The organism is Actinocatenispora thailandica, from assembly GCF_016865425.1.
Taxonomy (GTDB): domain Bacteria; phylum Actinomycetota; class Actinomycetes; order Mycobacteriales; family Micromonosporaceae; genus Actinocatenispora; species Actinocatenispora thailandica.
This window is the reverse complement of sequence record NZ_AP023355.1, coordinates 4,357,054-4,380,915: the sequence shown is the minus strand read 5'-3', so window position 1 is coordinate 4,380,915 and position 23,862 is coordinate 4,357,054. Positions and strand designations below refer to the sequence as shown.

The window sequence follows — 23,862 nt, the reverse complement described above, 5'->3', positions numbered from 1 at the left end:
GTGCCCGCTCGCTCACGTGCCCTCCTCGATGGCGACGGTGGATCGGTTGGGGGAGAACGGGGCCGGATCGATCGGCGGGGTGCGCCCGCAGAGCAGGTCGGCGACGATCCGGCCGGTACCGACCGACAGCCCGATCCCGGCGCCCTCGTGCCCGGTGGCGTGCCACAGGCCCGGCAGCCGCTCGTCCGCCCCGATCACCGGCAGGTGATCCGGTACGAACGGCCGGAACCCGCCGTACGCCCGCATCACCGGCACCCCGGCCAGCCCCGGGAACAGCCGCAGCGCCTTCGCCGCGATCGCCGACCACACCGCCACCGGCATCGCCTCGGCGAAGCCGACCTGCCGCCGGGACGAGCCGAGCAGTACGGTGCCGCCCCGGGTCGACTCGACCACCGCCGAGGTCTGCACGGCGGTCTCGTCGCTGGCGACCGCGCCGACATAGTCCGCGTCGTACACCTTGTGGAACACCGTCGGCGGTTGCGGCGTGGTGACGAGCACCTCGCCGCGCCGCGGCCGGACGTCGATCGGGGCTCCGAGCGACGCGGACACCGCGCCGGCCCACGGGCCGGCAGCGTTCACGAAAGCGTCGCCGGCCACCGTGCCGTCGCTGGTGCGTACCGCGGTGAGCCGGCCGCCGGCGCGCACCGGACCGGTCACCGTGCAGCCGGTGCGCAGCACTGCGCCGGCCGCGAGCGCGTCGCCGAGCAGCAGCGTGGCCGCACCGGCCGGCTGCACCTGCGCATCGTCCGGGTAGTGCACCGCCGCGGTGTGCCCGCGGGTCAGGTGCGGCTCCGCGGCGTGCAGCTCCGCGTCGTCCAGCTCGGTCGCGGTGACCCCGGCCGAGCGCTGGGCGGCGGCGAACTCGCGCAGCGCCGCGGCGCCGGCCGCGGTGGTGGCGACCACGATGCCGCCCTTCGCGTCCCACTCGGCGACCCCGGCCTCGCCCGGGTGCCGGCGGCCGTCGGTGGTCGTCGCGGAGCGGGCCCGCGGTTCGGCGAGCACCCGCGGCCACAGCTCGCGGGACAGCTGGGCGAGGGCCAGCTCCGGTCCGGGTTCCTTGTCCGAGACGAGGATGTTGCCCTCGCCGTGTGCGGTGGTCGCTGCCGCGGCGCCACCCCGGTCGAGCAGCACCACCTCGCAGCCGGCGCGGGCCAGCTCGCGGGCGCACGCGGCGCCGACGATGCCGGCGCCGACCACCACCACCCGCATGGAGCCTCCCGTTCATTAAACCGAACGATTCCGAGGGTACAACCGGTCCACGGCCGATGTCACGGGGCGATCGGGGTTCCGCCCGCCGAACGGCGCCGGCCCGGCGCGGCCGGCCGGGCGATCAGTGCGGCGTGACGGGGCTGCCCGCGCGGTCCGGTCGGTACTGCAACAGCAGCACCGAGGTCACCTCGCCGTCCGGCGCCTGGTAGCTGTGCGGCGCCGTCGCGTCGAACCGGATGTAGTCACCCGGTTCGAGCCGGGTGGTCCGACCGGCCAGGTGCACCAGCAGCGTGCCGGCCTGCACCGTGGTGTGCTCGATCCCGACATGGCCGTCCGAGTCCTGCCGCTGACCGGCCCGAACCCGCTGGTCGTAGAGCTCGACGATGCTCTCCCCGGTCTCCAACCGGGACAGCGGCCGCAGGTCGACACCGGCCCCGCGCAGCACCTCGACGTCGGCGCCGCGCACTACCGTCGGCTCGGTCGTACTGGCGTCGAGCAGGTCCGAGATCGGCATCCGCAGCGCCCGGGACAGGCTGAACACCGTCTCGATGGTCGGGTTGCCGGAGCCGGACTCCAGCTGCGACAGGGTGGCCTTGCCGATGCCGGACAACCGGGACAGTTCGGAGATGGACAGGCCCAGGCCGGACCGCGCCCGCCGCAGGTTGGCGGCCAGCTGGCCCCGGATCGATCCTTCCGCCCCGCGCACCGTGGCCGCCTCCCCGTTCGCCTCGCCGTACCCGCGAGGGTCCGCTCGTCGTTCGTTCCACCGAACGATACCGCGAGGTGCCGGCCGGCCGGCGCGCGCCGACCCGGTGGGTGTCCGGCGGAACCGGGTCCCGGTCAGCAGGTACCGGCGGTTTGCTTCGTCGGGGCCTGCCCGCAGCTGGCCCCGGCCCGCCGGTCCGGTTCGTCGGGGCCGGCCCGGAGCCGGTCCGGAACGGCCGGGAGCAGACCGGTTCGTCGGGGCCGGCTAGAGCCGGTCCGGGGCGGGCAGGCCGAGCAGCGCCAACCCCTGCGCGAGGGTGCGACGGGTCAGCCGGCACAGCGCCAGCCGGTTGCCGCGCACCGGCGGCTCGGCCGCGAGTACCGGGCAGCTCTCGTAGAACGCGGTGAACGCGCGGGCCAGCTCGTACAGGTAGCCGCACAGCCGGTGCGGCTCCAGCAGCGCCGCGACGTCCGCCGCCACCTCACCGAACCCGTCGAGCGCCAGGATCAGCGCGCGCTCGGCCGGCGCCACCGGTACCGCCGGATCCGGCGCCGGGAAAGCGGCCGGCTCCCCGGCGCGATCCGACCCGCCGATCGCCCCGGCCGCGGCGGACTCGCCCGGCGCCCCGGCGCGGCGCAGGATCGCGGCGACGCGGGTGTGCGCGTACAGCAGGTAGACGCCGGTGTTGCCGGTGAACGACACCATCCGGTCCGGGTCGAACCGGTAGTCCTGCTGCCGCGAGGTGGCCAGATCGGCGTACTTGACCGCGGCGATCCCGCACAGCTCGGCGATCCGGTCCGCCTCGGCGCCCGAGATGGCCGGATTCTTCGCCAGCACCACCCGCCGGGCGCTCGCCACCGCCTCGTCGAGCAGGTCGGACAGCCGCGCTGTGTCGCCGTCCCGGGTCCGGAACGGCCGGCCGTCGGCGCCGAGCACCATCCCGAACGCGACGTGTTCGGCGTGCACGTCGTCGGGCAGCCAGCCGGCCCGGCGGGCCGCGGCGAACACCTGGCGGAAGTGCAGCCCCTGCCGGGCATCCACCACGTACAGCATCCGGGTCACCCGCCGCCGGTCGACCCGATCCCGGACGGTGGCCAGATCCGTTGCGGCGTAGCCGAAACCGCCATCGCTCTTGCGTACGATCAGCGGCACCGGTGCGCCGTCGTGGCCGGTGAACGCCGGGTCGAACACGCACAGCGCGCCATGCGAGGGCACCGCGATCTCCCGCCGTACCAGCTCGTCGACGACGCCGGGCAGCGCGTCGTTGTAGCGCGACTCGCCGGCCGCGTCGGCCTCGGTCAGCAGCACGCCGAGCCGGTCGTACACCTGCTGGAAGGCATGCTGCGACTCGGTGACGATCTGCCGCCACCGGTCCAGGGTGTCCGGATCGCCGGACTGCAGCGCGACCACCCGCCGGCGCGCCCGGTCCGCGAACGCCGGATCGGCGTCGAAGGCCGCCCGCGCGGACCGGTACAGCGCGTCCAGCGCGGAGACCGCGGTGACACCGGGGGCGAGCCGGTCGTGTTGCCACGGCGCCTCCGGATGCTCGACCAGGTACTGGATCAGCATCCCGAACTGGGTGCCCCAGTCGCCCAGATGGTTCTCCCGGATCACCTCGGCGCCGAGGAAGCCGAGCACCCGCACCAGCGCGTCACCGATCACGGTCGACCGCAGGTGCCCGACGTGCAGCTGTTTCGCCACGTTGACCGACGAGTAGTCGACGACCGCGCGTACGCCGGCCTGCGGCGTACCGACGCCGAGCCGGTCGTCGGCGAGCCGCGCGGCGACCTGGCCCCACAGCGCGGCGTCGTCGAACCTCACGTTGAGGAATCCCGGTCCCGTCACCGAGACGGCGCCGGGCAACCCGGTCGCCACCCCGCCCAGCCGATCGGCCAGCTGACCGGCGAGCTGGGCCGGGGACCGGTGCGCCGCCCCGGCGAGCGACAGCGCCGCGTTCGACTGGACGTCCACTCCGGGCCGGTCGGAGCGTCGGACCAGCGGGTCGGCGTCGCGTCGGTCCGGCAGCACCGCGCCGATCGCGGTACCGACGGCCTGTTCCACCCGTTGCGCGAGCGACGCCACGCTGCCCATTACCTGGCTCCTCCGGTTCGTCGGGAAGCCGCCAGCCTGCCACAGCACGTTGCGCGGCACCGCCGAGTTTCGCCGCGTGCCGGGTGCCCGGCCGGTGCGCTGGAAAGGCGGTGATCGGTGCGCTGGCCGGTACCGGTGGATCCGCGACCGGTACCGGAAGGGGCCCGTCGACAGGCGTGCCCGGCGGATCACCGTGATCCGCCGGGCACGCCCGATGTCACCGGAACGTCAGCAGACGATGGTGTGGTCGCTGGTGGCGTAGGCGAGCTTCTTGTTGCCCGCGCCGTCGTACCACTGGATCGTCAGCTTGCCGCCGTACGGCGAGACGATGGCCGTCGACTGCCCGGCCTTGACCGTGTGCGGCCAGCCGAACCAGGTCGTCTTGCCGTCGTAGGTGACGCCGGCGTGGAACGTCCGGTCCCGGCCGCCCGACACGTTGGTCACCTGCCACACGTTGTGCTTGTCGGTCGACGACACCCGGCACAGGTTCGACGGTTCGAGCACGCTGGGCTCGAACGCCGGCGGCGCCGCCTGCGAGGTGAAGTGGTCGGTGACGTCCTGGGCGTCGGTGACGATGTGCACGTCGTTGACCGACGCCTTCACCGCCTGCGGCGCCGGGAACGTACCGAGCTCGACACCGTAGTAGCCGACGGTGAAGCCCTTCAGGTCCGCGGACCCCCAGTCGGCCAGGGTGCGCCGGTCGGAGACCTTGTGCGCGGCGTCCGGGTTCTTCGTCCACCACCAGCCACCGGTGGTCTGCGTGGTGTCGAACCGGGTGCCGTCGACCCCGCTGCCGCCCTGCGCCGGGTCGTACACCAGGGTGCCGTCCCAGTGGCCGGCCGTGTCGTACACCCCGAGCTGCAGCGTCGGCAGCAGCGCCGCGTTGGCCGGCTGGGCGGCCAGCTGGACGGTCGTGTACCCGAACGAGGCCACGTTGGCCAGCGGCGTCTTGGCGGCCAGCGGCCGCAGATAGCCGGCCTGGTCACCCGGCGCCGAGACCGCCAGCGTGACCCCGCGGCGGCTCAACGTCGCGGTCGAGAAGTCGCCGTTCATCGTGTTGCCGGGGATGAACAGCTGCTTGTCGACGCTGCGGATCGTGTTGTCCTGCGGGGTCGGTGCGGCGTTCGCGGCGCCCGCGGCGAGCAGGCCGCCGGCGACGGTCGCGACCGCGGCCATCGCCAGTAACTTCCTGTGCATGTACCACATCCCTTGCTTGTCGAGCCGCGCGTGGCGACTCCGCCAGCGGCCCGGGGTAACGCCGGGTCGCTGACAGCACGTACCGAACGGACCCGCGCCGGGGGTCCTCGGACGACCGGAGCCATCGGCGGTCGCCGGAGCGCGGGCCGCTTGGTCTTCGCCGCGGTGCACCCGGTTCGCTACCGGGTGCAGCCGGAACGGCCGGTTCGGTCAGCGAGGACCGGCCGTTCGGTGGGTATCGCGCCGTACCGGTGGCGAACCGCGCCGAACCAACCCGTACCACCCGTATCGCTGCGGCGGGGATGCGCCACGTCGGAGGACACCGGCAACGTCCGGCCACGAGGGCGACCTCGTCCGGTGGCGACGGACCGACCTTGCCCGCGCACCGCCGTGACCCGCCGGCGTGCCGCGGGATCAGCCGTCGCAGCAGAACGGGCCGTCGCAGGGCTGGCCGTGCTCGCTGCCGTACGCGGCGAACGGGCGCACCGGCGCCAGCACCGTGGCGGCGACCTCGTCCGGCAGCGCCGGCGCGGAGCGGTCCAGCGGGTGGTCCCAGCCGACCGGCGTGGTGTCCAGGTCGTAGCGAACCGCTCCGGCCACGAACAGCGTCCACAGTGGATGATCAGGGAACCCGTTGAGCCGCAGCACCCACCAGCGGCCGTCGACCCGGGCCGCCGCCGGGAACCGGCCGTCGCCGGTGCGGCGCCACCCTGGCCGTGCCGCCAGCTCGGGACGTGTCATGCCACCAGTGTGCGCCGCGGTGGCCGGCCGGTCTGCCCGCCGGGCGCGTCGGCCGGTCGCTCAGCGGTGCCGCCGGCCGTCCCGGTACCGGGCGAGCGCGGGGCCGTGCGGCGCGGCGTGCTGGCCGTGCAGTTCGGCGTGCTCGAAGAGGTCCTCGCCGGTGTGCTCGACCGCGGCGGCGCCGCCGGCCCCGGCCAGCAGCACCACCAGCAGCCCGGCGAGCAGCAGCGGGCGTCGGCGCGGCGGCGGAGCGAGCAGGGCGCGGACCCGCTGCGGTACCCGACCGCCGACCGCGGCCGCCACCGGCGAGGCGGGTCGGCGACGGCTGGCCAGTGCGGCGTGTGCCACCGCGCGGGCCACCAGCTGCCGGTCCCCGACGACCGCCGCGGCGTCCTCGTCGGCCCATCGCTCGATGGCCTGGGCGACGGTGTCGGCGGTGCGCCGCAACAGCGGATTGACGGCGGCGGCGAGGTCCGCGGCCAGCCGCCACCAGGCGTGCCGGTGGGCCATGTGGGACCGCTCGTGCGCGATCAGGGCCCGCTGCTGGTCGGGGTCGAGCGCGGTGAGCAGCGCGGTGGTCACCACGATCCGGCCGACCACCCCGGGGGTGGTGAAGGCGTCCGGCACCGCGGAGTCGACGATCGCCACCTGGCCGGGCCGGGCCAGTCGCCGGCAGGCGAGGTGCACCCGGACCAGCTGCCGGCAGCGGTCGACGACGGCGCGTACGCCGAGGAAGGCGAGCGGCAGCAGCACGGCGCCCGCCGCGAAGCCGACCGGTGCCGGCAGCGGCGAGTCGGCGTGCAGCGCGACCGGGGACCAGTGCCCCCACTCGGCGACCTCGCCGATCTGGCCGAGCCAGACGGCCGCCATCACGGCGAGCACGAAGCCGCCGCAGCCGGCCGCCAGCACCGAGCCACCGGCGAGCAGCCGGGTGGCCGCGGCCGGTGGCAGTCGCCGGCCGGCGAGGGGTGCGACGGCCGCGAAGGCCAGGCAGGCGCCGAGGCACACCACGACGGCGGCGATCACGACCCGTCCTCGTCGTCGCGTGGGCTGGCGAGCAGCTCCTCCAGCAGCTTCTCGTCCTGGTCGCTGAGCACGTCGATGAAGCGGGCCAGCACCGCGGCCCGATCGGTACCGGCGTCCAGCAGCCGGCTCATCCGGCGTGCGGTGAGTTCGGCCTCGTCGGCGACCGCGGTGTAGGCGAAGGCGCGGCCGACCCGGTGCCGGGTGGCGGCGCCCTGCGCGACGAGGCGGGTCAGCACGGTCATCACCGTGGTGTACGCCCAGCCGCCGCCGAGCACCGTACGCACCTGTGCGGTGGTCATCGGTTCGGTCGATGCGGACAGCACCTGCCAGACCCGGCGGGTCAGGCCCACCCGGTCGGCGCCGTCGTCGGTACCCATCGCCACCCCGCACAACTACGACATCGGATGTAGTAATAATAGCTGCGACGCTCAAGTGTAGTAGCCGGGTCGTGTCGCACCGCCGCTCGGTCGCCGGAGGAGCGGGATGAACCGACACCATGCACTGTCGATGCTCGTGGGGTATCTGGAGGCGCACCGGATGGGCTGGGACAGCTCACTGTTTCTCGATGTCAACCGGTTGTCCGCGGACACCGGATGGGCGCACGGGTTCATGGCCGGGTACGCGCTGTGGGGCGGTCTGGTGGCGCTCACCGTGGCCTGGGCCTGCTGCGGGCTGTCGGCCCGGCGCGGGGCGGACCGGCGACCGCTCGCCGGCGTACTCCTCACCGCGGTGGCCACGGTGGCCGCGTTGGCGCTCAACCAGATCATCAACCCGGTGGTCGACCGGCCGCGGCCGTTCGTGACGCTGCCGCACGTGCTGCAACTGCTGCCGCACGCCGCCGACGGGTCGTTCCCGTCCGACCACGCGATGATCGCCGGCGCGTTCGCCGGCGGGCTGCTGTTGGTGCACCGGCGGTGGGGAGCGCTCGCCGCCGTACTGGCCGTGTTCCTGGCGTTCGCCCGGGTCTATGTCGGCGTGCACTATCCGACCGATGTCGGTGCCGGGTTGCTGATCGGTGCCCTGGTCGCGGTGGTACTGGTGGTCTGCCTGACCGCGCCGCTGGCCCGGCTGCTCGACCGGCTCGCCGGTACCCGGCTGCGGCCGTTGATCACGGCCGACCGCCCGACCGCGACCTGACCCGGTTCAGTCGGTGGTCGGGCGTCGCCGGCTGGTCGCCGACCGGGGTGGCTGCGCCCGCATGTGGTCGCGGGCCCGGGTCATGATCTCGGTCAGGGCGTGCAGATCCTCGTTGGACAGCGAGTCGAACAGCAGGCTGCGGGTGACCTCGATGTGGCCGGGCATCAGTCGCCTGATCAGGGCGAGGCCGGTGTCGGTGATGGCGGCCACGGTGGCGCGCTGGTCGTCCGGGCAGCCGGTGCGGGTGATCAGGCCGGCTCGCTCCAGCAGTTTCGCCTGGTGGGTGAGGCCGCTGCGGCTGTACACCACGCCGTCGGCCAGTTCGGTCATGGTGAGCTGTTTCGTCTGGGCGAGCCGGGCGAGCAGCTGGAACTGCACGTAGCTGATGCCCCCGTCGGCGCGCAGCTGCTGTTCGACGGCGTGCTGCAGCAGGCTCACCGACTCCATCAGCGCGAAGTAGGCGCGCAGCTGCTCGGGTTCCAGGGCGTCCGCCATGCCGACAGTCTAGTTGCTTCGATTTCGAAGCAGAGTGACGACCCTCACCGGCCGGCGCTGTTGTTTCGAGCTCGAAGCAGTGGCACGGTGGGGGCACTTCGAAATCGAAGCAAATCGCGGGAGGGCAAATCATGAAGGCAGTACGTTTCCACCGGTACGGCGACAGCGACGTCCTGGCCTACGAGGACGCGCCGCGCCCGGTGCCCGCCGCCGGGCAGGTGCTGGTGCAGGTCGCCGCCACCACGTTCAACCCGGTCGACGCGTCGATCCGGGCGGGCCGGCTCGCCGAGGTGTTCCCGGTCGAGTTCCCGCACGTGCCCGGTGTCGAGGTCGCCGGCACGGTCGCCGAACTCGGTGCCGACGTCACGGGCCAGCAGGTCGGTGCCGCGGTGCTGGCCTACCTGCCGATGACCGCCGACGGCGCCGCCGCCGAGCACGTGCTCGCGCCGGCCGAGGCGCTCGCCGCGGCGCCGCGGACCGTACCGCTGGCCGACGCCGCCGCGCTGCCGGCCGCCGCGCTGACCGCCTGGCAGGCGCTGACCGAGGTCGCGGGGCTGACGACGGGGCAGCGGATCCTGGTCAACGGAGCCGGCGGTGCGGTCGGCGGGTACGCGGTGCAGCTGGCGAAACAGCTCGGTGCCGAGGTCACCGCGACCGGCAGCGACCGCAGCGCGGACCGGCTCCGCGAGTACGGTGCCGACCGGATCGTCGGCTACGTCGAAGGTTCCGCGCCGGTAACCGGTGCGCCGTTCGACGTGGTGCTCAACCTGGTGCCGACCTCGCCGGAGCAGTCCGCCGTGCTGGTCGGGCTCGTCGCCGACGGGGGAGTGCTGGTCAGCGCGACGGCGCCGGCCGACCCGGACCCGGCCCGACAGGTCCGGACCGCGCAGGTGTTCTCCCGCAGCGACGCCGCGCAGCTCGCGGAGCTCGTCGCCCGGGTGGACGCCGGTACCCTGCGCATCGACGTCGCCGACCGGCGACCGCTGGCCGACCTGCCGGCGGTGCACGCCGACTACGCCGCCGGCCGGCTCGCCGGTCGTACCATCCTGATCCCGGCCTGACCGACCGCGGGGCCCGCATCACCGCGCTCGTGCGATGTGGAGCCGTTGCGGCGCCACCGGATCCCGCCGGTGCGGGCCCGGTGGCGCCGCCGTCCGCCGGGCTCCCGGAGCGCGGCTGCCCCGGTCCGCGGGCCGCGGCGACCCGGCGCGACCGGGTACGCCCCGGGCCGGTCAGCGGAACGCGTCGGCGTTGCGGGCCGCCCAGCCGGCGAAGCTGCCCGGCGCCCGCCTCAGCAGCGCCTCGACGTCCGGGCTGACCTGCCGCTCCTCGGCGGACGGGTGACCGAGCACGTCGAGGGTGGTGTCCGCGATCGGGCCCGGCATGAACGCCAGCATCGCGGCCCGCGCGTCGGCGCGGCTCAGTTCGGAGAACCCGACCGGCTCGCCGAGCGCGGCACCGAGCGCCGCCGCCTGCTGGCGCGGCGAGATCGGGGCCGGCCCGGTCAGCACGTAGGTACGGCCGGCGTGGTCGTCGGAACGCAGCACCGTCGCGGCGACCGCGGCGATGTCGTCCGGGTCGACGACCGGCAGCGAAACGTCCCCGTACGGCGCGGCCACGGTGCGGTCGGCCCGCACCGACGCCGCCCACTGGTACGCGTTGGAGGCGAAACCGCCGGGGCGCAGCACGGTCACCGCCGCAGGCGTGTCGAGCACGGCCTTCTCGGCGGCGAGGAACCAGCCGTGCGACGGCGACTCCGATCGGGTACCGGCGCCCTGCGAGCTGAGCAGCACGATCCGGCGCACCCCGGCCCGTACCGCGGTGTCGGCGAGCAGCGCCGGGTCCAGTCGCGGGTCGGCGAGCAGCAGGAACAGTGCGTCGGCGCCGGCCAGTACCGGGGCCAGCGTCGTCGCGTCGGTCAGGTCCGCGGTGGCGTGCGTGACCCCGTCCGGTACCTCCGCGGCGGTCCGGGACACCGCGACGACCTGCTCGCCCGCGTCCGCGAGCGCCCGGACCAGCGGTCCGCCGATGTTGCCGGTCGCACCGGTCACAACGATCATGATGACTCCTGTTTTCCCAGCTCAGGCGCGGCGTTGTCGCCGCGACGTGGGAAAGCTAGCATCGTCGGGATAGTAGGTACCTAGAGGAAAGTGGCTAACCCGAGAGGATGCGGATGAGCGCAACGTGGGCGGAGGATCGGGCCGTCGACCCGGCCCTCGACGCCGAGCAGGCGTGCCCGATCAGCCCGGTGGTCGACATCGTGTTCAGCCGGTGGACGACGCCGATCCTGTGGAGCCTCAACGCCTTCGGCCGGCAGCGGTTCGTCGAGCTGTCCCGCCGGATCGGCACCATCACGCCGAAGGTGCTCACCCAGCGGCTGCGCCAGCTCGAACGCGACGGCCTGGTGGTGCGCACCTACCACCCCGAGGTGCCGCCCCGGGTCGAGTACGAGATCAGCGAGCTCGGCCGCAGCCTCGCCCCGCTGTTCGCGCACCTCGCGGAGTGGGCCGGCGAGCACCTGCCGGAGGTCGACACCGCCCGGCGCAGCTACGACGCGTCGGACCGCCCGCTGCCCTGACCGTCGCCGGCCTGCGGCCTCAGGGATTCGGGATGATCTTGAAGACGACCCGGGCGCCGGTCGTGGTGTCGATCCGCTCGTTGATGCCCCACAGCTCGCCGGTCTGCGGCCAGTACGACAGGTTCTGGGTCAGCGGCGGACCCTGGGTGAGCACGTGCGGCGACTGGTCCGGCAGCGCCTTGTGGATGCAGATCCAGTCGTTCGGATCGGTACCGGACGGTGGCGTGCCGGGGCAGTCTCCGGTGAGGTAGAACGCGGTGCCGTCCGTTGCCGCGCCCTGCAGGTGCCAGATCGGCGACGAGTACGCCTCGGTCGCGTGCACGATCCCGGTCTCCGGCAGGCCGGTCGACGAGTCGGCGAGCGGCCAGCGGATCACCCGGGCGCCGGCCGGTGAGCTGCCGTCGGTCGGCGCGTAGTACTCCGCGGTGATGAACGACGCCCGGTCCGGCGCCAGGCTGATCGAGTTGAGGCAGGGCTTGCTGCCGGTGGCGGAGTTGCACGACACCCAGCCGCCGTCGGCGCCCCACACCGTGCGGTACTCGGCGATCATCGGCAGCGCCCAGGCGTGCCACCGCGCGTGCGCGCCGTCGGCGTACAGGCCGACGTTGCCGGCGTTGCCGCCGCTGGTGATCGTCTGCCAGATGTGGTCGAGGCTGAACACCTGCAACCGGGTGCCGGTGGCGAGGAACAGCCGGTTCCCGTACCACATCAGCCCGTCGGCGTGCACGTTCTGCACCGAGCGGAAGTCCGCACCGCCGCTGGCGTTCCGGTACGGCTCGACGAGCAGCAGGTGGTGGTAGGGCACGCCGGCCGAAGGCTTGGTGTAGTCGGCGATGCTGACCCGCGCGAACGCGTCGGACGGTGCGTGCCAGCTGGCCGCGAGCAGTCGCTTGCCGTCCACGTACCCGGTTGCCGACGCGTCGCCGGAGCCGGTGATGCCCTGCGGCACCCACTGGTCGGTCGTGTCGTCGTCGTGGTCCCAGCAGAACCCGGACGGCGAGTACGTCGACGCCAGGTGGGTCGGGTGGCACAGCGGCCAGCTGCCGGTGCGTACCACCCCGGAGGACAGCACGTCGTCCAGCGACGTGCGGTGGATCCGCGGGTCACTTTCCAGTTGCGCCACCAGCCCCTGGTAGTTCGCCGCGGTACCGGCCGGGTCCAGGGTGAAGCCGGACGGGTCGAGGTGCGCGAACGCCGCCGCCTGCGGGTGCAGCACGCCGTCGGCGTGCGCTGCGGGGGTGACGGTCGGGCCCGCCGCGGCGGTGGTGGTCGCCGCGAGCAGGGCGGCAATGGCGACTCCGGTCCGGATCCAGCGCATGGCAACCCCTTCGTCCTGGTCTGTCTCGGACCGTACCGGCACACCCCGTTCGTTGCCATGCACGAAACTGTCGCATCCGGCGGCTCGGCGCCGGACGCGGATCGCCGACGGCGGATCGCAACAGACCCGGGCAAACCACGACGGCACCGCGTGACAATTGCCTCTGATTACGGGATCGCGCTCAGTACGGCCGATCCGCACAATGGTGCCCATGCCGATCCCACTTGCCGCCGTCGATGCGGCGTGCCCGCTCGACCGCGCCGCACCGACACCGTCGGCCGCCCGCCGGTGAACCCACCGCCACTGCCCGGCCCGCCCCGCAGCACCGGACCGGGCCGGTCCGGCTGGATCCTGCTCGGCGCGGTGGTTTCGCTGGCACTGCTCGCGGTCGCCGCATCGGCCACCTCGGTGCTGGCACCGTTGCGGCACGGCCGGCCGGACCGGCTCGCCATCCTCGTCACGGTCGGCATCGTGGTCGGCGCCGGACTGGTGGCGACGGTGCTGGTGATCCTGATCGTGCGGCTGGTGTTGCGGACCCGACCCGGCGACCGCGGACTGCGGCACACGCTGCGGATCGCGGTCCCGGCCGCGGTCGTCGCGCTGGCGCTGCTGGCGCTGGTGGGCATCTCCCGGACCGGACTGCCGCCAGCGACACCGGCGGCGTCGAGCCCGACCCCGACGCCGAGCCCGAGCGCGCAGGACGGCGGGGTCGGCGGCACCGCCGGCGCCGGCGGCAGCCTCGCCAGGCCGGTCGGCACCGCCCGGGTCGGCGACTTCGACCACGACGGCAAGCCCGACATCGGCGTCGACCTGGACGGCGACGGCACCATCGACGGCATCTTCGTCCGGCAGCAGGACGCCACCTCGCGGCTCGGCCCCAGCCGGCTGTACGTGGTGCGCCGCAACGGTCGCTGGGTCGGCGCGGTGGACACCGACGGCGACGGCACCATCGACGGCTACGTCGCGTTGGACGACAGCGGCGGCTCCGGCATGTCGCACACCGACGTCGACAGGTACCTGGAGAGCCTGCCGGATGCGCCGTCCGCGCCGCCGATCGACCCCACTCCGCAGCAGTCGGCCGGTACGCGGCACCCGGACGCGTCCGGCGGGCTGAACCTGGCCGCGCTGGGTTGGATCCTGATCGTGCTGGTGGGCGTGGTGGTACTGGCCGCGCTGGTGGCGGTCGCGATCGTGGTCGGCCGGGCCGCCCGCCGGCCGCGCACCGCCGCGCCGGCGCCGGCGCCCGACGAGTTCGCGCAGGCCCGGGAGGCGATGGCGGCGACGGTGCACGGCAGCATCGACGCGATGCTCGCCGACCCGGATCCACGCACCGCCATCATCGGGGCGTACGCCCGGCTGCTGGAGGGGCTCGCCGCCTGCGGGCTGGCCCGGTACGACCACGAGGCGCCGATGGAACACCTGCGCCGGGTGCTGCTGGGCCTGCGGGTACGGCCGGAGCCGCTGCGCGCGCTCACCGAACTGTTCGAGCGGGCCCGGTTCTCGCCGCACCCGCTCACCGTCGACGACCGGGATGCCGCACTCGCCGCGCTGCGCGAGGCCGCGGCGGACCTGACCGCGATGGCGCCCACCGGGGCGGCGTGATGGCCGGACCACCCGCGACCGAGAACCTGTTGCTGCGCCGCGGCGTCACCTTTGCGGTACTGGCGAGCATCGCCGCGGTGCTGCTCGCCCTGGCGTGGCCGGCCGGCGCCGAGACCGTCCTGCGGCTGCTGCTGGCACTGCTCGCCGCCGGTGCGGCGGCGTGGCAGCTGCGCCGGGTCCGCTGGCCGGCCCGCTCCGACCCGTCGACCTCGCCGTTCCGCGCGACCGGCGGCGACCGGTTCGACCGGAAGCTGCCGGTCGGGCTGCGTGACCTCACCGACGACCTGGCAGCGACGCTGCGCAGCGCGCCGGCCGGCGCGATCCCGTTCTCCACCCGTGGCACCCTGCGGGACGAGCTGCGCCGCCGGCTGGCCGACAGCCACGGCCTCGACGCGCGGGTACCCGAGCACGTGCCACGGATCCAGCGGCTGATCTCGCCGCCCGCCTGGGCGCTGATCCAGCCGCCGCCGCCCGGCCAGCACCGCGCGCTCGACCAGCCCGTCCATCTGCAGTACCTGAGCATGATCATCGACGATGTGGAGCGACTGTGAACGACCAACCTTCGATCGGCGTCGAGGCAGCCGGGCCGGGCGTCGCCGGTACCGCCGCCGCGGCCAAGCGGATCCTCGCCGAGGTCGAGCGCGCCGTCGTCGGCAAGCGGCACGTACTGGAACTGGTACTGGCGGGGCTGCTCGCCGACGGCCACGTGCTGCTCGACGACCTGCCCGGGGTGGCGAAGACGCTGCTGGCCCGTTCCTTCGCGACGGTCGCCGGGCTGGAGTTCCGCCGGCTGCAGCTGACTCCCGACGTGCTGCCCGCCGACATCACCGGCACGATGGTGCTCGACCTCGCCACCACCACGCCGGTCTTCCGGCCCGGCCCGGTGTTCGCCCAGCTGGTGCTGGCGGACGAGATCAACCGGGCGCCGGCCAAGACGCAGGCCGCGCTGCTGGAGGCGATGCAGGAGCGGCAGGTGACCATGGACGGCAACACCCACCTGCTGCCGCGGCCGTTCCTGACCATCGCCACCCAGAACCCGATCGAGTCGGAGGGCACCTATCCGCTGCCGGAGGCGCAGCTGGACCGCTTCCTGCTGCGCACCGGTGTCGGCTACCCCACCCCGGACGACGAGCTGGAACTGCTCACCCAGCGGATCACCCGCGGCCAGGACGACGTGCCGCTGACCCCGGTGGTCACCGCCGAGCAGTTCCGCACCATGCAGGCCAGCCTGGAACAGGTGCACGTGGACCGCAGCATCGCGCAGTACGCGGTCGCGCTGGTCACCGCGACCCGGTCGGACAAGCAACTGGAGGTCGGCTCCAGCCCGCGCGGGTCGCTCGCCCTGATCAAGCTGTCCCGCGCGATCGCGGTCCTCGCCGGCCGCGACTTCACCACCCCCGACGACATGCGCGCCATCGCGGTACCGGCGTTGGCGCACCGCGTGGTGCTGCGGTCCGAGGCGTGGGCGCGCCGGGTCTCCTCCGACGACGTGGTACGCCAGATCGTCGACCGCGTCCCGGCACCGAACTGGCGATGACCGCACCCACCGGGCAGCCCACGATGCTGCCACCGCGCCGCGACGGCCGGCTGGTGCCCTACCTGGCGGTCGCGATCGGCGCCCTGGTCGTCGCGGTCGTCGCCGGCGCCCCCGCGGTGGTGGCGCTGGCGGTGCCGTTCCTGCTCGCGCTCGGTTTCGGCCTGGCACGGACCGGCCCGCTGCCGGTCACCGCGGGCATCACGGTGGACACCGAGCAACTGCTGGAAGGCGACCTGCTGCGGGGCGAGATCACCCTCGACTGGTCCGGCCCGCTGGACCTGGAGGTGCTGATCCGCACGCCGAACGGGATGGCCGCGGTGCCGGGCCACCCGACGCGGTGGGCGATGCCCGCCGCCGCCGGGCCGGTCCGGCTGCCGGTGGTGCTGCGGGCCGCGCACTGGGGCCGGCACCCGGTCGGCGAGGTGTGGGTACGGGCCCGGGCGCCGCGCGGCCTGCTGGTGTGGCAGGGCCGCGTCGCGACCGGACCGTCGCTGCGGGTACTGCCGCAGGTGGAGCGGCTGAACCGGCTGCTGGATCCGGCCGAGTCGCGCACCGCCGCTGGGGTGCACCAGGCACGCCGGATCGGCGAGGGCTACGAGTTCGCCGAGCTGCGCCCGTACGAGCCGGGCGACCGGCTGCGCGACCTGAACTGGGGCGCCACCGCGCGGCACCGCCGCCCGTACGTCAACCGGCACCACCCGGAGCTGTCCGGCGAGGTCGTCGTCGTCCTCGACACCTACACCGACGGCACCACCGAGGTACTGGCCCGGGCCGCCCGCGCGGCCTGGGCGATCGCCTCGGTACACCTGCAGGCCGGCGACCGGGTCGGGTTGATCGGTCTCGGCGGCGGCTGGCGCACGCTGCATCCGGCCGGTGGCGAGCGCGCCAAGTACCAGCTGCTGGAGACGATGCTCGCGATGGGAGCCGACGCGGTGGACACCACCAGCCACAACTGGGTCTCGCACCGGCTGCCGGTGCCCGAGTCGGCGCTGGTGATCGCGCTGACCTCGCTGTACCAGCGCAGCGTGGTGCGGTTCTGCCAGGAGTGGCGGTCCAAGGGGCGCACGGTCGCGGTCGCGGTACTGGACGCCGGCGACGCGTTGCCGCCGCCCACGTCGAGCACCGAGGTGGTCGCGCGTCGGCTGTGGCGGTTGGAGATCGACCGTCGCCGCGCCGCGCTGACCGGTGTCGGCATCCCGGTCGTCACCGTCGGTCCTGGCGGCCTGGCCCGTTCCGTGGTCGGCGGCCTGCGCCGCGCCGGCCGCCGCTCGCTCCGGGCCGCCCGGTGACCGGCCCGCGGCTGCTCCTCGCCGCCGGCTCGTTGGGCTGCGTCATCGTCGTGAACGCGGTGGCGCTCGCGCTCGGACCGGCCAACGCCCGGCCGATCTTCGCCTGCTGCGCGGTGCTGGCACTGGCCGCCGCGGTCTTCGGCCTCCTCGCCCGCGACGACCGCTTCGGCCTGACGCTGCTGGCCAGCGCCCCGCCGGTACTCGGCCTGCTGGCCACGGACCGGACCTGGTTGCTCGGCCCGCTCGGGGTGCTGCTGTTCGTCGCCGCCGAGCTGGGTGCCTGGAGCTGGGAGCAGCGCGGTGCCGGCACCGACCCGGCGCCACCGGCCCGCCGGGTACTGCGCTCCGCCGCGCTGGGCGGGATCGGGCTCGTCGTCTCGCTGCTGTGTTACGCGGTCGGTGCGGTCCACCCGCTCGCGGGTACCGCCGCGGTGTTCGCCGCCGCGCTCGGCACCGCCGCGGTCGCCTGGGTGCTGGCCCGCGCCGCCACCCGCCGCTGACCGTACCCGGGGGCGGCAGTGCGGCGGCCTTGCCGCACGCTTGCCGGGGCCTTGTCGTGCACCGCGTACGCTCGGCGCGCTCACACGGTTCCGGCAGGCCAGCGGCGGTACGCCCCGGCTGGGGCCGCCGACCTGGGGACGCACCGGGGCCCGCAGCGGCGGCCCGGGCGAGGGGGACTGCCATGCCTGCCGGGTGCCACCACTGCGGCCACCCCGACGTCGACCACGACGACGTCTGCTACCACGACTCGCCCGAGGACCGCTGCGTGGAGCACCCGGACCTCGCCGGGCCCCAGTGCCCGTGCGAGCGCTATCTGCCTCCGGTGCCCGCCGTCCCGGCCGGGCCGGCCAGCGCCTGACCGTGGGCTGGCGGTGGCGGCGGGGGCGCGCCGGCTGCGGGTGGCCCCCCTCGCCGCCCGGGACCGCTGACCCGCGGCGGCCGACCGATGACCCGCCGCGACGGTGTGCCGGGTCGGCGGTTCGGGTGAGCTACGACGCTTGAGTGTCGTAGGCATTGTTACTACACTCCCTGTCGTAGTCGGGAGCGTGGCTGGCCACGCGATGGAACGACGCCTCCGACCGGTAGCCCGGGAACCGGGCACCGGTCGGCCGACGCGCGCCACGCGGCACCAGCTCGGCGGGCCCGCGGCTGCCGACCAACCCCTCGAACCAGCGCGTGCGACCGCGCAACCCCGGCCGCGCGGAAAGGCGTGCCCCCGATGAGCCACGTCGCGATCATCTCGGCCAGCATCGGTGCCGGGCACGACGGCGCCGCCGCCGAACTGGCCCGGCGGCTCGGCGCTGCCGGGTACAAGACCGACCGGTACGACCTGCTCGAACTGCTGCCACGCTCGCTCGCCCTGCTGCTCACCACCGGCTACTACCGTCAGCTGGCCGCCGCGCCGTGGAGCTATCAGGCGACCGTACGGGTCTTCGACCGCGCCGCGCCGACCGGTTTCGCGGCCTGGGCGGTGCACGGCGCCGACCGTCGGATCCTGCGGCTGGTACGCCCCGACACCGTCGCCGTGGTCTCGACCTATCCGCTGGCAAGCCAGGTGTTGGGACGGTTGCGCCGCACCGGATTCCTCCGGGTGCCGGTGATCAGTTACCTGACCGATCCGTCCGTGCACCGTACCTGGATCGCCGCCGGCGTGGACCGCTGCCTGGCCACCTACGACGTGACCGCGATCGAGGCACGGCGGCTCGGGGCGGCGGGCGTGCGGCGGGTCGCCCCGGCCGTGTCGCCGGACTTCCGGCCGGCCGGTACCGACGCCGAGGTCGCGGCGGCTCGCCGGGCGTTCCGGCTGCCGCCGACCGGGAAGCTCGCGCTGGTGGTTGCCGGCTCGCTCGGCCTCGGCCGGCCGGAACGCACCGCCTGCGAGGTCGCCGGCACCGGCCTCGCCACCCCGGTCGTCGTCTGCGGCCGTTACCGGACCCTGTACCAGCGGCTCACCGCGGTACCCGGCCTGGTGCCGCTCAGCTGGGTGGACGACATGCCGACGCTGCTGCGCGCGGTCGACCTGGTGGTGCACAACGGTGGCGGGTTGACCAGCCTGGAGGCGCTCGCGACCGGCCTGCCGGTGCTCACCTACCGGCCGCTGCCCGGGCACGGCCAAGCGAACGCGAGCGTTCTGGACCGGGCCGGCATCATCCCGTGGATCCGGTACCCGGAGCAGCTCTCCACCGTGTTGCGCCGGACCCTCGATCGGTCCGCCTCCGTCCCGGCCGACGTGGCGCCGGACCCTGCCGGGGCGATCATCGACTGCGCGCTGTCGCGCTGAGCCGGTCGGTCCGGGCCGGTCGGCCCGGCGCGGAGATGCGGGGCGCGCCGTCGAAGCCGGCTGGTGGGCACCCGGGCCGGTCGAGCGGCGGCGCCACGGGCTGCCGACCGGGAACCGAGGAAGGACAACCGGCCGGCAGCGACCGTGCGCGTCCCGGGGGACGGGACGCATTCCGTGCAACGCACGACACGCCGCGCCGTCACGCCTTCGGGCGCTGGTGTGACGCAGTACGCAGGGTGGGTGCGGTCAGCGGCGGCGGGCGACGAGCACCGCGTCCCGGGTGTGCGCGGTGCCGGGTGGCGCGGCGCGGACCCGCGGCCGGACCTCGTCGATCAGCACCGTCCAGCCATCGTCCAGGATCGCCGCGATCTCGTCGGGTCGGTAGAAGTCGGCGGGATCGGGGCCGCCGTGGGCGTGTGCCGGCAGCTCCGCGACATCGTGCCCGGCGACCAGCAGCGTGCCCCCGGGCCCGACCGCGGCCAGCAGCCGGCGCAGCGCGGCATGATCCGGCTGCCGGGGCAGCGGGAAGTACTGCGCGGACACCAGCTGGTAGCTGCCCCGCGGCGGTGCCGTGGTGGCGAGATCGAGCTGGGTGAACGTGACGGCAGCATCGTCGGTACTGGCGGCGGCCCGCTCCAGCGCGACCGCCGAGATGTCGATCGCGGTGACCTGCCAGCCGCGCCCGGCGAGCCATCGCGCGTCGGCGCCCTCGCCACAGCCGACGTCCAGCGCCCGGCCGGGCGGCAGCGCCGACGCCTCGTCGACGAGCACGCCGTTCGGCCGACCGCTCCACAGCTGCCCGCGCTCGCGGTACCGCTCGTCCCAGTAATCGCCGTCCATGGTCACTCCCGTTCGGTCCGGCTCGGTCCTGCCCGCAGCGTGCCGGCAGCCGGGCTCGCCGGCGACTTTCCTTGCCGGAATGGCAAACTCAGCTCGCGCCGCCGTGGTACTGCCGGTGCCAGCGGTCGATGAGGGCGGGCAGCTCGGTAGCCATGTAGCGGTAGAAGTCGTGCATCTCGTCGAGCCGCCGGCCGGTGACGCTGTCGGCCCCCGCGATGTCGATGCCGTCCCGGGCGGCGTGCTGCATGACGTGGAACATCGCGTTCTGGCCGCCCATCAGGGTGGCCCAGGCGCCGCTACGGACGCGGAAGTGGTCGCGGCGGCTGCCGGGTGCCGGTACCCGTTCGATCAGGCCGATCGGGGTCAGCTGCTTGATCGCGCCGGACACCGAGCCGGAGCTGAGCTGCAACTGCTCGCCCAGCTCGCCGGCGGTCATGGTCTCGTCGCTGCTGAACAGCAGCGCGGCCAGCACCCGCGCGGTGGCCTTCTGCATCCCGCTCTGCGCCATGGTCAGCGCGAACGACTCGGCCAGTTCGGCCAGTCGTCGGTCGGTCGGCTCGGTCATCGCCGTCTCCTCTTCGTCATCCGTGGTCAGCGTATCGAGAACTCTGTGTGCTTCAAAGTTTCAGAGATCTCTGAAACTTATGCTACGCTGTACCCACACCGGACCGCACGCCGCTCGGCCGAGCAGCAGGTCGGTCCGGTCGGACCCGGCCCGGGCGTACCGGGTGGGCGCAGACGAACGAGGCGGATCATGAGCAAGAAGGCAGTGATCATCGGTGCCGGCATCGCCGGCCTGGCCACCGCACTCCGGTTGCGGCAGGCCGGATGGAGCCCGCTGGTGGTGGAGCGGGCGCCGGTGCGGCGCACCGGCGGCTACACCGTCACGTTCTCCGGCATCGGGTACGACGCGGCCGAACGGATGGGCATCCTCGGCGAGCTGGCCGACCAGCACCTCACCCCGGACCGGATGAACTACCTCAAGCCGTCCGGCGAGCGCCGGTTCACCGTCCCCGGCCCGACGGTACGGGCGATGCTCGGCCGCCGCGCCCTCAACCTGATGCGCGGCGACATCGAGGACGTGCTCTACCGGGCGGTCGCCGCGGACGTGGAGATCCGGTTCGGTACCACCCTCACCGCGGTACAGCAGGACCGCTCGGCGGCGACCGTGCAGCTCAGCGACGGCACCTCGGTCCGGGCCGACCTGGTGGTCGGTGCGGACGGACTGCACTCGGCGACCCGCGCCGACACGTTCGGCCCGGAACGCGACTTCCGGCTCGACCTGGACCACATGGTCGGGGTGTTCACCCTGGACCGGCTCCCCGCCGGCGTCACGCCGGGTGCGACCGAGACGCTGACCGAGGCCGGCCGTACCCTGGCGATCATCGCGACCGGCGATCGCCGCCCCACCGCCTTCTTCGGGTACCGCACCAGCGACGCCGCCGCCGAGCTCGCCGCCGGTCCGCAGCTCGCACTACCGGCCGCGTACGACCGGATGGGCTGGGCGGCACCGGAGGTGCTGGAGCAGCTCGCCGGCACCGACGAGGTGTACTTCGACTCGATCAGCCAGATCGTGCTGCCGTCCTGGCGCCGTGGCCGGGTCGCGCTGATCGGCGACGCGGCCTGGTGCGTCACGCTGTTCGCCGGGTTCGGCGCCTCGCTCGCGGTGGCCGGCGCCGACGCGCTGGGTACCGCGCTGGAACGGCACGGCGCCGACGTCGACGCCGCGCTGGCCGAGTGGGAGACCGGCCTGCGCCCGTACGCCGAGCAGAAGCAGCGGCTCGGCCGGCAGGTCCGGGGCCTGTACGCGCCGGCCGACCGGACCCGGCTGTTCCTGCGCGACCTGCCCCTGCGGCTCGCCGCGCTGCCGCCGGTCGGCCGGCTGCTGCAGCGCCGGTTGCAGCTGACCGAGTAGCAGCGCCGCCGGCCGGTTCCCGCCGGCCGGCGGCGCGCTCGGCACGAGCCGCCAGTGGCTCGGCGGAGCCGGTGGTGCTCGGCCGGCGGGAGCCGGTGGTGGCTCGGCCGGCGCGCGTCGCGGCGGGGGCGCTGGTCGCGGTCGGCTGCGCCGGCCGCCGGCTGCTCAGGCGACAGCGCGCTTGATCAGGGCCACGATGCGCTTCTCGTCCGCGGGCGTCAGCGCGGTCAGCGCGAACGAGGTCGGCCACATCGCCCCGTCGTCCAGCATCGCCTTGTCGTTGAAGCCGAGCGTGGCGTAGCGGGCCTTGAACTTCTGCGCCGGCTGGAAGAAGCAGAGCACGCTGCCGTCCTGGGCGTAGGCGGGCATCCCGTACCAGGTCTTGGGTTCCAGCTCCGGGGCGGTGGCGGTGATCAGGGCGTGCAGCCGTTCGGCGATCTCCCGGTCCGAGCCGGTCATCTCGGCGATCTTGGCCAGCAGGTCGCTCTCCCCGTCCGCCCGGGACTTGCTCTTCTTCAACTCCCGGCTGCGTTCCCGCATCGCGGCGCGCTCCTCCGCGGTGAACTTGGGCGCCGACCTGGCGGCGGCCTTCCGGGCAGCGGGCTTCGCGGGCTTGTTGTCCGCCATGGTGACGTACCTCCGGATGTCGGCGCCTTTCCCGGGTACGCCGGGGCGGCGAGCGGTGCGCGTTCCGGGCTCCGGTGGTGACCACTGCCGGCGCCACCGGATACCCACGATCACGCTAACCAGGGCCCGCCGTCGCCGCTTCTCGATTCCTGATCGTGCCGGGGCCGATCCGTACCCGCCGGGAACCGACCTCGCCGGGCCCGGGCCGGGCCGCTCAGCCGTCCCAGGCGGCGCCGAGAGCGAGCAGCCGCTCGCGGTACTCGATGGCCGCAGTCCACTCGGCCGGCCAGCCGCCGGCACCGTGGTACGCACCGGCGAAGGCGCCGGCGAGCGCGGCGATGGAGTCGGAGTCGCCGGACGAGTACGCCGCCCGGCGAACCACTGCGGGTGGGTCGTCGGTGAACTGGAGAAAGCAGTACAGACCCGTCGCGAGCGCCTCCTCCGCGATCCAACCGGCACCGGTGGCCAGACAGGGGTCGGTGTCCGGATCGGCGACCGCGAGCGCGTCGTCGAGCCGGTCGAGGGCGTCCCGGCACTCGTCCCAGCCGCGGGCGATGAACGACACCGGATCCGGGTCGTGGCCGTGCTCGGCGAGATCACCGAGCCAGTCGGCGCGGTAGTTCGACCGGTGCTGCTCGGCATGACGGCGCAGCAGACCCACCAGTTCGGCGGGTTCGGCGCCATCCACCAGCAGCCGGATGGCGTGCGCGGTCAGGTCACTGGCGGCGAGCGCTGTCGGGTGCCCGTGGGTGAGCGCCGACTGCAACTGCGCCGCACCGGACCGCGTCGCCGGATCGAGCCCGGGTACCAGCGCGACCGGCGCCACCCGCATGTTGGCGCCGCATCCCTTCGACCCGAGCTGGCTCGCGGCCTGCCACCGGCCACCCTGGCCGAGTTCCTGGCAGGCCCGCAGGCACGTGGCACCCGGGGCGCGGTTGTTGTCGGGCGATGCCCACCAGTCCACGAAGTGCGCACGGGTCGGGGGCTCCATCCGCTGCGGTGTCAGCGGCCCGGTTCCGGTCACCTCGCGCAGCGCTTCGCCCAGCGCGAGCGTCAGCTGCGTGTCGTCGCTGACGTACGCGATACCGCCGGACACCGGCAGCGCCAGCTCGCGCCAGGGGCCGCACGTCGCCGCGATCCGCGCGACGTCCTGGAATTCGGTGGGGAAGCCCATCGCGTCGCCGATCGCCAGCCCGAGCAGTACCCCCGTCGCCACCTGCTTCACCATCGGCCCTCGCTCTCCATGCCCAGGGCGACCGGATGCTCCGCGCCC

Annotated in this window: 25 protein-coding genes; 11 read left to right on the top strand and 14 right to left on the bottom strand. The window is 74.3% G+C overall.

What is annotated here, in order from left to right:
* Positions 1-12: 12 nt before the first annotated feature.
* The 7 genes from Athai_RS19490 to Athai_RS19460 all read right to left on the bottom strand — a co-directional run bounded on the left by Athai_RS19490 (position 13) and on the right by Athai_RS19460 (position 7,347).
* A complete protein-coding gene (locus tag Athai_RS19490) occupies positions 13-1,209 on the bottom strand; it encodes an NAD(P)/FAD-dependent oxidoreductase (protein ID WP_203962822.1) in 1,197 nt (398 codons plus the stop codon).
* A 121-nt stretch (positions 1,210-1,330) separates the two neighbouring features.
* Entirely contained in the window at positions 1,331-1,915 is a 585-nt protein-coding gene (locus Athai_RS19485) for a helix-turn-helix domain-containing protein (RefSeq protein ID WP_239157038.1), read from the bottom strand.
* Between the two features lie 264 nt (positions 1,916-2,179).
* Complete coding sequence (gene argS, locus Athai_RS19480; protein WP_203962821.1) at positions 2,180-4,006, bottom strand: arginine--tRNA ligase; 1,827 nt, start codon at positions 4,004-4,006, stop codon at positions 2,180-2,182.
* Between the two features lie 228 nt (positions 4,007-4,234).
* Complete coding sequence (locus Athai_RS19475; RefSeq protein WP_203962820.1) at positions 4,235-5,203, bottom strand: hypothetical protein; 969 nt, start codon at positions 5,201-5,203, stop codon at positions 4,235-4,237.
* Positions 5,204-5,617: 414 nt separating this feature from the next.
* Positions 5,618-5,944, bottom strand: a complete 327-nt coding sequence (locus Athai_RS19470) for a hypothetical protein (protein ID WP_203962819.1) — start codon at positions 5,942-5,944, stop codon at positions 5,618-5,620.
* A 60-nt stretch (positions 5,945-6,004) separates the two neighbouring features.
* Entirely contained in the window at positions 6,005-6,970 is a 966-nt protein-coding gene (locus Athai_RS19465; protein ID WP_203962818.1) for a M56 family metallopeptidase, read from the bottom strand.
* Complete coding sequence (locus Athai_RS19460; protein ID WP_203962817.1) at positions 6,967-7,347, bottom strand: BlaI/MecI/CopY family transcriptional regulator; 381 nt, start codon at positions 7,345-7,347, stop codon at positions 6,967-6,969. Before Athai_RS19460 ends, Athai_RS19465 begins: the two co-directional genes overlap by 4 nt.
* Before the next feature lie 106 nt (positions 7,348-7,453).
* Here Athai_RS19460 and Athai_RS19455 point away from each other — a divergent pair, with 106 nt between their 5' ends.
* A complete protein-coding gene (locus tag Athai_RS19455) occupies positions 7,454-8,107 on the top strand; it encodes a phosphatase PAP2 family protein (protein ID WP_203962816.1) in 654 nt (217 codons plus the stop codon).
* A gap of 6 nt (positions 8,108-8,113) precedes the next feature.
* Here Athai_RS19455 and Athai_RS19450 read toward each other — a convergent pair whose 3' ends face one another.
* Positions 8,114-8,602 carry a MarR family winged helix-turn-helix transcriptional regulator gene (locus Athai_RS19450; RefSeq protein ID WP_203962815.1) on the bottom strand — a complete coding sequence of 163 codons (489 nt, stop codon included), beginning with the start codon at positions 8,600-8,602 and terminating at the stop codon, positions 8,114-8,116.
* Positions 8,603-8,733: 131 nt separating this feature from the next.
* Between Athai_RS19450 and Athai_RS19445 the strand changes: the two genes are divergently transcribed.
* Positions 8,734-9,663 carry an NADP-dependent oxidoreductase gene (locus tag Athai_RS19445; RefSeq protein ID WP_203962814.1) on the top strand — a complete coding sequence of 310 codons (930 nt, stop codon included), beginning with the start codon at positions 8,734-8,736 and terminating at the stop codon, positions 9,661-9,663.
* Between the two features lie 171 nt (positions 9,664-9,834).
* Here Athai_RS19445 and Athai_RS19440 read toward each other — a convergent pair whose 3' ends face one another.
* Positions 9,835-10,662: an SDR family oxidoreductase gene (locus Athai_RS19440; RefSeq protein ID WP_203962813.1), complete on the bottom strand. Its 828-nt coding sequence runs from the start codon at positions 10,660-10,662 to the stop codon at positions 9,835-9,837.
* Between the two features lie 113 nt (positions 10,663-10,775).
* Here Athai_RS19440 and Athai_RS19435 point away from each other — a divergent pair, with 113 nt between their 5' ends.
* A complete protein-coding gene (locus Athai_RS19435; RefSeq protein WP_203962812.1) occupies positions 10,776-11,180 on the top strand; it encodes a winged helix-turn-helix transcriptional regulator in 405 nt (134 codons plus the stop codon).
* 19 nt (positions 11,181-11,199) lie between these two features.
* Here Athai_RS19435 and Athai_RS19430 read toward each other — a convergent pair whose 3' ends face one another.
* Positions 11,200-12,498 (bottom strand): hypothetical protein, encoded by a 1,299-nt coding sequence (locus Athai_RS19430; protein WP_203962811.1) that lies wholly within the window; start codon positions 12,496-12,498, stop codon positions 11,200-11,202.
* Between the two features lie 288 nt (positions 12,499-12,786).
* Here Athai_RS19430 and Athai_RS34835 point away from each other — a divergent pair, with 288 nt between their 5' ends.
* From Athai_RS34835 to Athai_RS19395, 7 genes are all read left to right on the top strand, one after another.
* Complete coding sequence (locus Athai_RS34835; protein ID WP_203962810.1) at positions 12,787-14,100, top strand: DUF4129 domain-containing protein; 1,314 nt, start codon at positions 12,787-12,789, stop codon at positions 14,098-14,100.
* Entirely contained in the window at positions 14,100-14,651 is a 552-nt protein-coding gene (locus Athai_RS19420; RefSeq protein WP_203962809.1) for a hypothetical protein, read from the top strand. Before Athai_RS34835 ends, Athai_RS19420 begins: the two co-directional genes overlap by 1 nt.
* A 14-nt stretch (positions 14,652-14,665) precedes the next feature.
* On the top strand, positions 14,666-15,637 hold the full coding sequence (locus Athai_RS19415) for an AAA family ATPase (protein WP_203965928.1): 972 nt from the start codon (positions 14,666-14,668) through the stop codon (positions 15,635-15,637).
* A complete protein-coding gene (locus tag Athai_RS19410) occupies positions 15,634-16,926 on the top strand; it encodes a DUF58 domain-containing protein (protein WP_203962808.1) in 1,293 nt (430 codons plus the stop codon). Before Athai_RS19415 ends, Athai_RS19410 begins: the two co-directional genes overlap by 4 nt.
* Positions 16,923-17,426, top strand: coding sequence for a hypothetical protein (locus Athai_RS19405; RefSeq protein ID WP_203962807.1), 504 nt, complete (start codon positions 16,923-16,925; stop codon positions 17,424-17,426). Before Athai_RS19410 ends, Athai_RS19405 begins: the two co-directional genes overlap by 4 nt.
* A 182-nt stretch (positions 17,427-17,608) precedes the next feature.
* Positions 17,609-17,785: a hypothetical protein gene (locus Athai_RS19400; RefSeq protein ID WP_203962806.1), complete on the top strand. Its 177-nt coding sequence runs from the start codon at positions 17,609-17,611 to the stop codon at positions 17,783-17,785.
* Positions 17,786-18,145: 360 nt separating this feature from the next.
* Positions 18,146-19,207 (top strand): MGDG synthase family glycosyltransferase, encoded by a 1,062-nt coding sequence (locus Athai_RS19395; protein ID WP_203962805.1) that lies wholly within the window; start codon positions 18,146-18,148, stop codon positions 19,205-19,207.
* Between the two features lie 246 nt (positions 19,208-19,453).
* On the opposite strand, the gene Athai_RS19390 is transcribed toward Athai_RS19395, so the two are convergent.
* Both Athai_RS19390 and Athai_RS19385 read right to left on the bottom strand, forming a co-directional pair.
* Positions 19,454-20,047, bottom strand: a complete 594-nt coding sequence (locus Athai_RS19390; RefSeq protein ID WP_203962804.1) for a class I SAM-dependent methyltransferase — start codon at positions 20,045-20,047, stop codon at positions 19,454-19,456.
* Between the two features lie 88 nt (positions 20,048-20,135).
* Positions 20,136-20,612, bottom strand: coding sequence for a GbsR/MarR family transcriptional regulator (locus Athai_RS19385; RefSeq protein WP_203962803.1), 477 nt, complete (start codon positions 20,610-20,612; stop codon positions 20,136-20,138).
* A gap of 189 nt (positions 20,613-20,801) precedes the next feature.
* Between Athai_RS19385 and Athai_RS19380 the strand changes: the two genes are divergently transcribed.
* Entirely contained in the window at positions 20,802-21,962 is a 1,161-nt protein-coding gene (locus tag Athai_RS19380; RefSeq protein ID WP_203962802.1) for an FAD-dependent oxidoreductase, read from the top strand.
* Positions 21,963-22,127: 165 nt separating this feature from the next.
* On the opposite strand, the gene Athai_RS19375 is transcribed toward Athai_RS19380, so the two are convergent.
* A complete protein-coding gene (locus Athai_RS19375; RefSeq protein WP_203962801.1) occupies positions 22,128-22,589 on the bottom strand; it encodes an iron chaperone in 462 nt (153 codons plus the stop codon).
* Between the two features lie 214 nt (positions 22,590-22,803).
* Positions 22,804-23,817: an ADP-ribosylglycohydrolase family protein gene (locus tag Athai_RS19370; protein WP_203962800.1), complete on the bottom strand. Its 1,014-nt coding sequence runs from the start codon at positions 23,815-23,817 to the stop codon at positions 22,804-22,806.
* Positions 23,818-23,862 lie beyond the last annotated feature (45 nt).

Bases quoted from the DNA above. Each gene is read 5' to 3' on its own strand.
- Athai_RS19370 (WP_203962800.1), bottom strand. From the start codon at position 23,817: ATGGTGAAGCAGGTGGCGACGGGGGTACTGCTCGGGCTGGCGATCGGC.
- Athai_RS19420 (WP_203962809.1), top strand. From the start codon at position 14,100: ATGGCCGGACCACCCGCGACCGAGAACCTGTTGCTGCGCCGCGGCGTC.
- Athai_RS19445 (WP_203962814.1), top strand. From the start codon at position 8,734: ATGAAGGCAGTACGTTTCCACCGGTACGGCGACAGCGACGTCCTGGCC.
- Athai_RS19430 (WP_203962811.1), bottom strand. From the start codon at position 12,498: ATGCGCTGGATCCGGACCGGAGTCGCCATTGCCGCCCTGCTCGCGGCG.
- Athai_RS19400 (WP_203962806.1), top strand. From the start codon at position 17,609: ATGCCTGCCGGGTGCCACCACTGCGGCCACCCCGACGTCGACCACGAC.
- Athai_RS19490 (WP_203962822.1), bottom strand. From the start codon at position 1,209: ATGCGGGTGGTGGTGGTCGGCGCCGGCATCGTCGGCGCCGCGTGCGCC.
- Athai_RS19460 (WP_203962817.1), bottom strand. From the start codon at position 7,347: ATGGGTACCGACGACGGCGCCGACCGGGTGGGCCTGACCCGCCGGGTC.
- Athai_RS19390 (WP_203962804.1), bottom strand. From the start codon at position 20,047: ATGGACGGCGATTACTGGGACGAGCGGTACCGCGAGCGCGGGCAGCTG.
- Athai_RS19450 (WP_203962815.1), bottom strand. From the start codon at position 8,602: ATGGCGGACGCCCTGGAACCCGAGCAGCTGCGCGCCTACTTCGCGCTG.
- argS (WP_203962821.1), bottom strand. From the start codon at position 4,006: ATGGGCAGCGTGGCGTCGCTCGCGCAACGGGTGGAACAGGCCGTCGGT.
- Athai_RS19455 (WP_203962816.1), top strand. From the start codon at position 7,454: ATGAACCGACACCATGCACTGTCGATGCTCGTGGGGTATCTGGAGGCG.
- Athai_RS19440 (WP_203962813.1), bottom strand. From the start codon at position 10,662: ATGATCGTTGTGACCGGTGCGACCGGCAACATCGGCGGACCGCTGGTC.
- Athai_RS19380 (WP_203962802.1), top strand. From the start codon at position 20,802: ATGAGCAAGAAGGCAGTGATCATCGGTGCCGGCATCGCCGGCCTGGCC.
- Athai_RS19410 (WP_203962808.1), top strand. From the start codon at position 15,634: ATGACCGCACCCACCGGGCAGCCCACGATGCTGCCACCGCGCCGCGAC.
- Athai_RS19385 (WP_203962803.1), bottom strand. From the start codon at position 20,612: ATGACCGAGCCGACCGACCGACGACTGGCCGAACTGGCCGAGTCGTTC.
- Athai_RS19470 (WP_203962819.1), bottom strand. From the start codon at position 5,944: ATGACACGTCCCGAGCTGGCGGCACGGCCAGGGTGGCGCCGCACCGGC.
- Athai_RS19475 (WP_203962820.1), bottom strand. From the start codon at position 5,203: ATGCACAGGAAGTTACTGGCGATGGCCGCGGTCGCGACCGTCGCCGGC.
- Athai_RS19395 (WP_203962805.1), top strand. From the start codon at position 18,146: ATGAGCCACGTCGCGATCATCTCGGCCAGCATCGGTGCCGGGCACGAC.
- Athai_RS19435 (WP_203962812.1), top strand. From the start codon at position 10,776: ATGAGCGCAACGTGGGCGGAGGATCGGGCCGTCGACCCGGCCCTCGAC.
- Athai_RS19375 (WP_203962801.1), bottom strand. From the start codon at position 22,589: ATGGCGGACAACAAGCCCGCGAAGCCCGCTGCCCGGAAGGCCGCCGCC.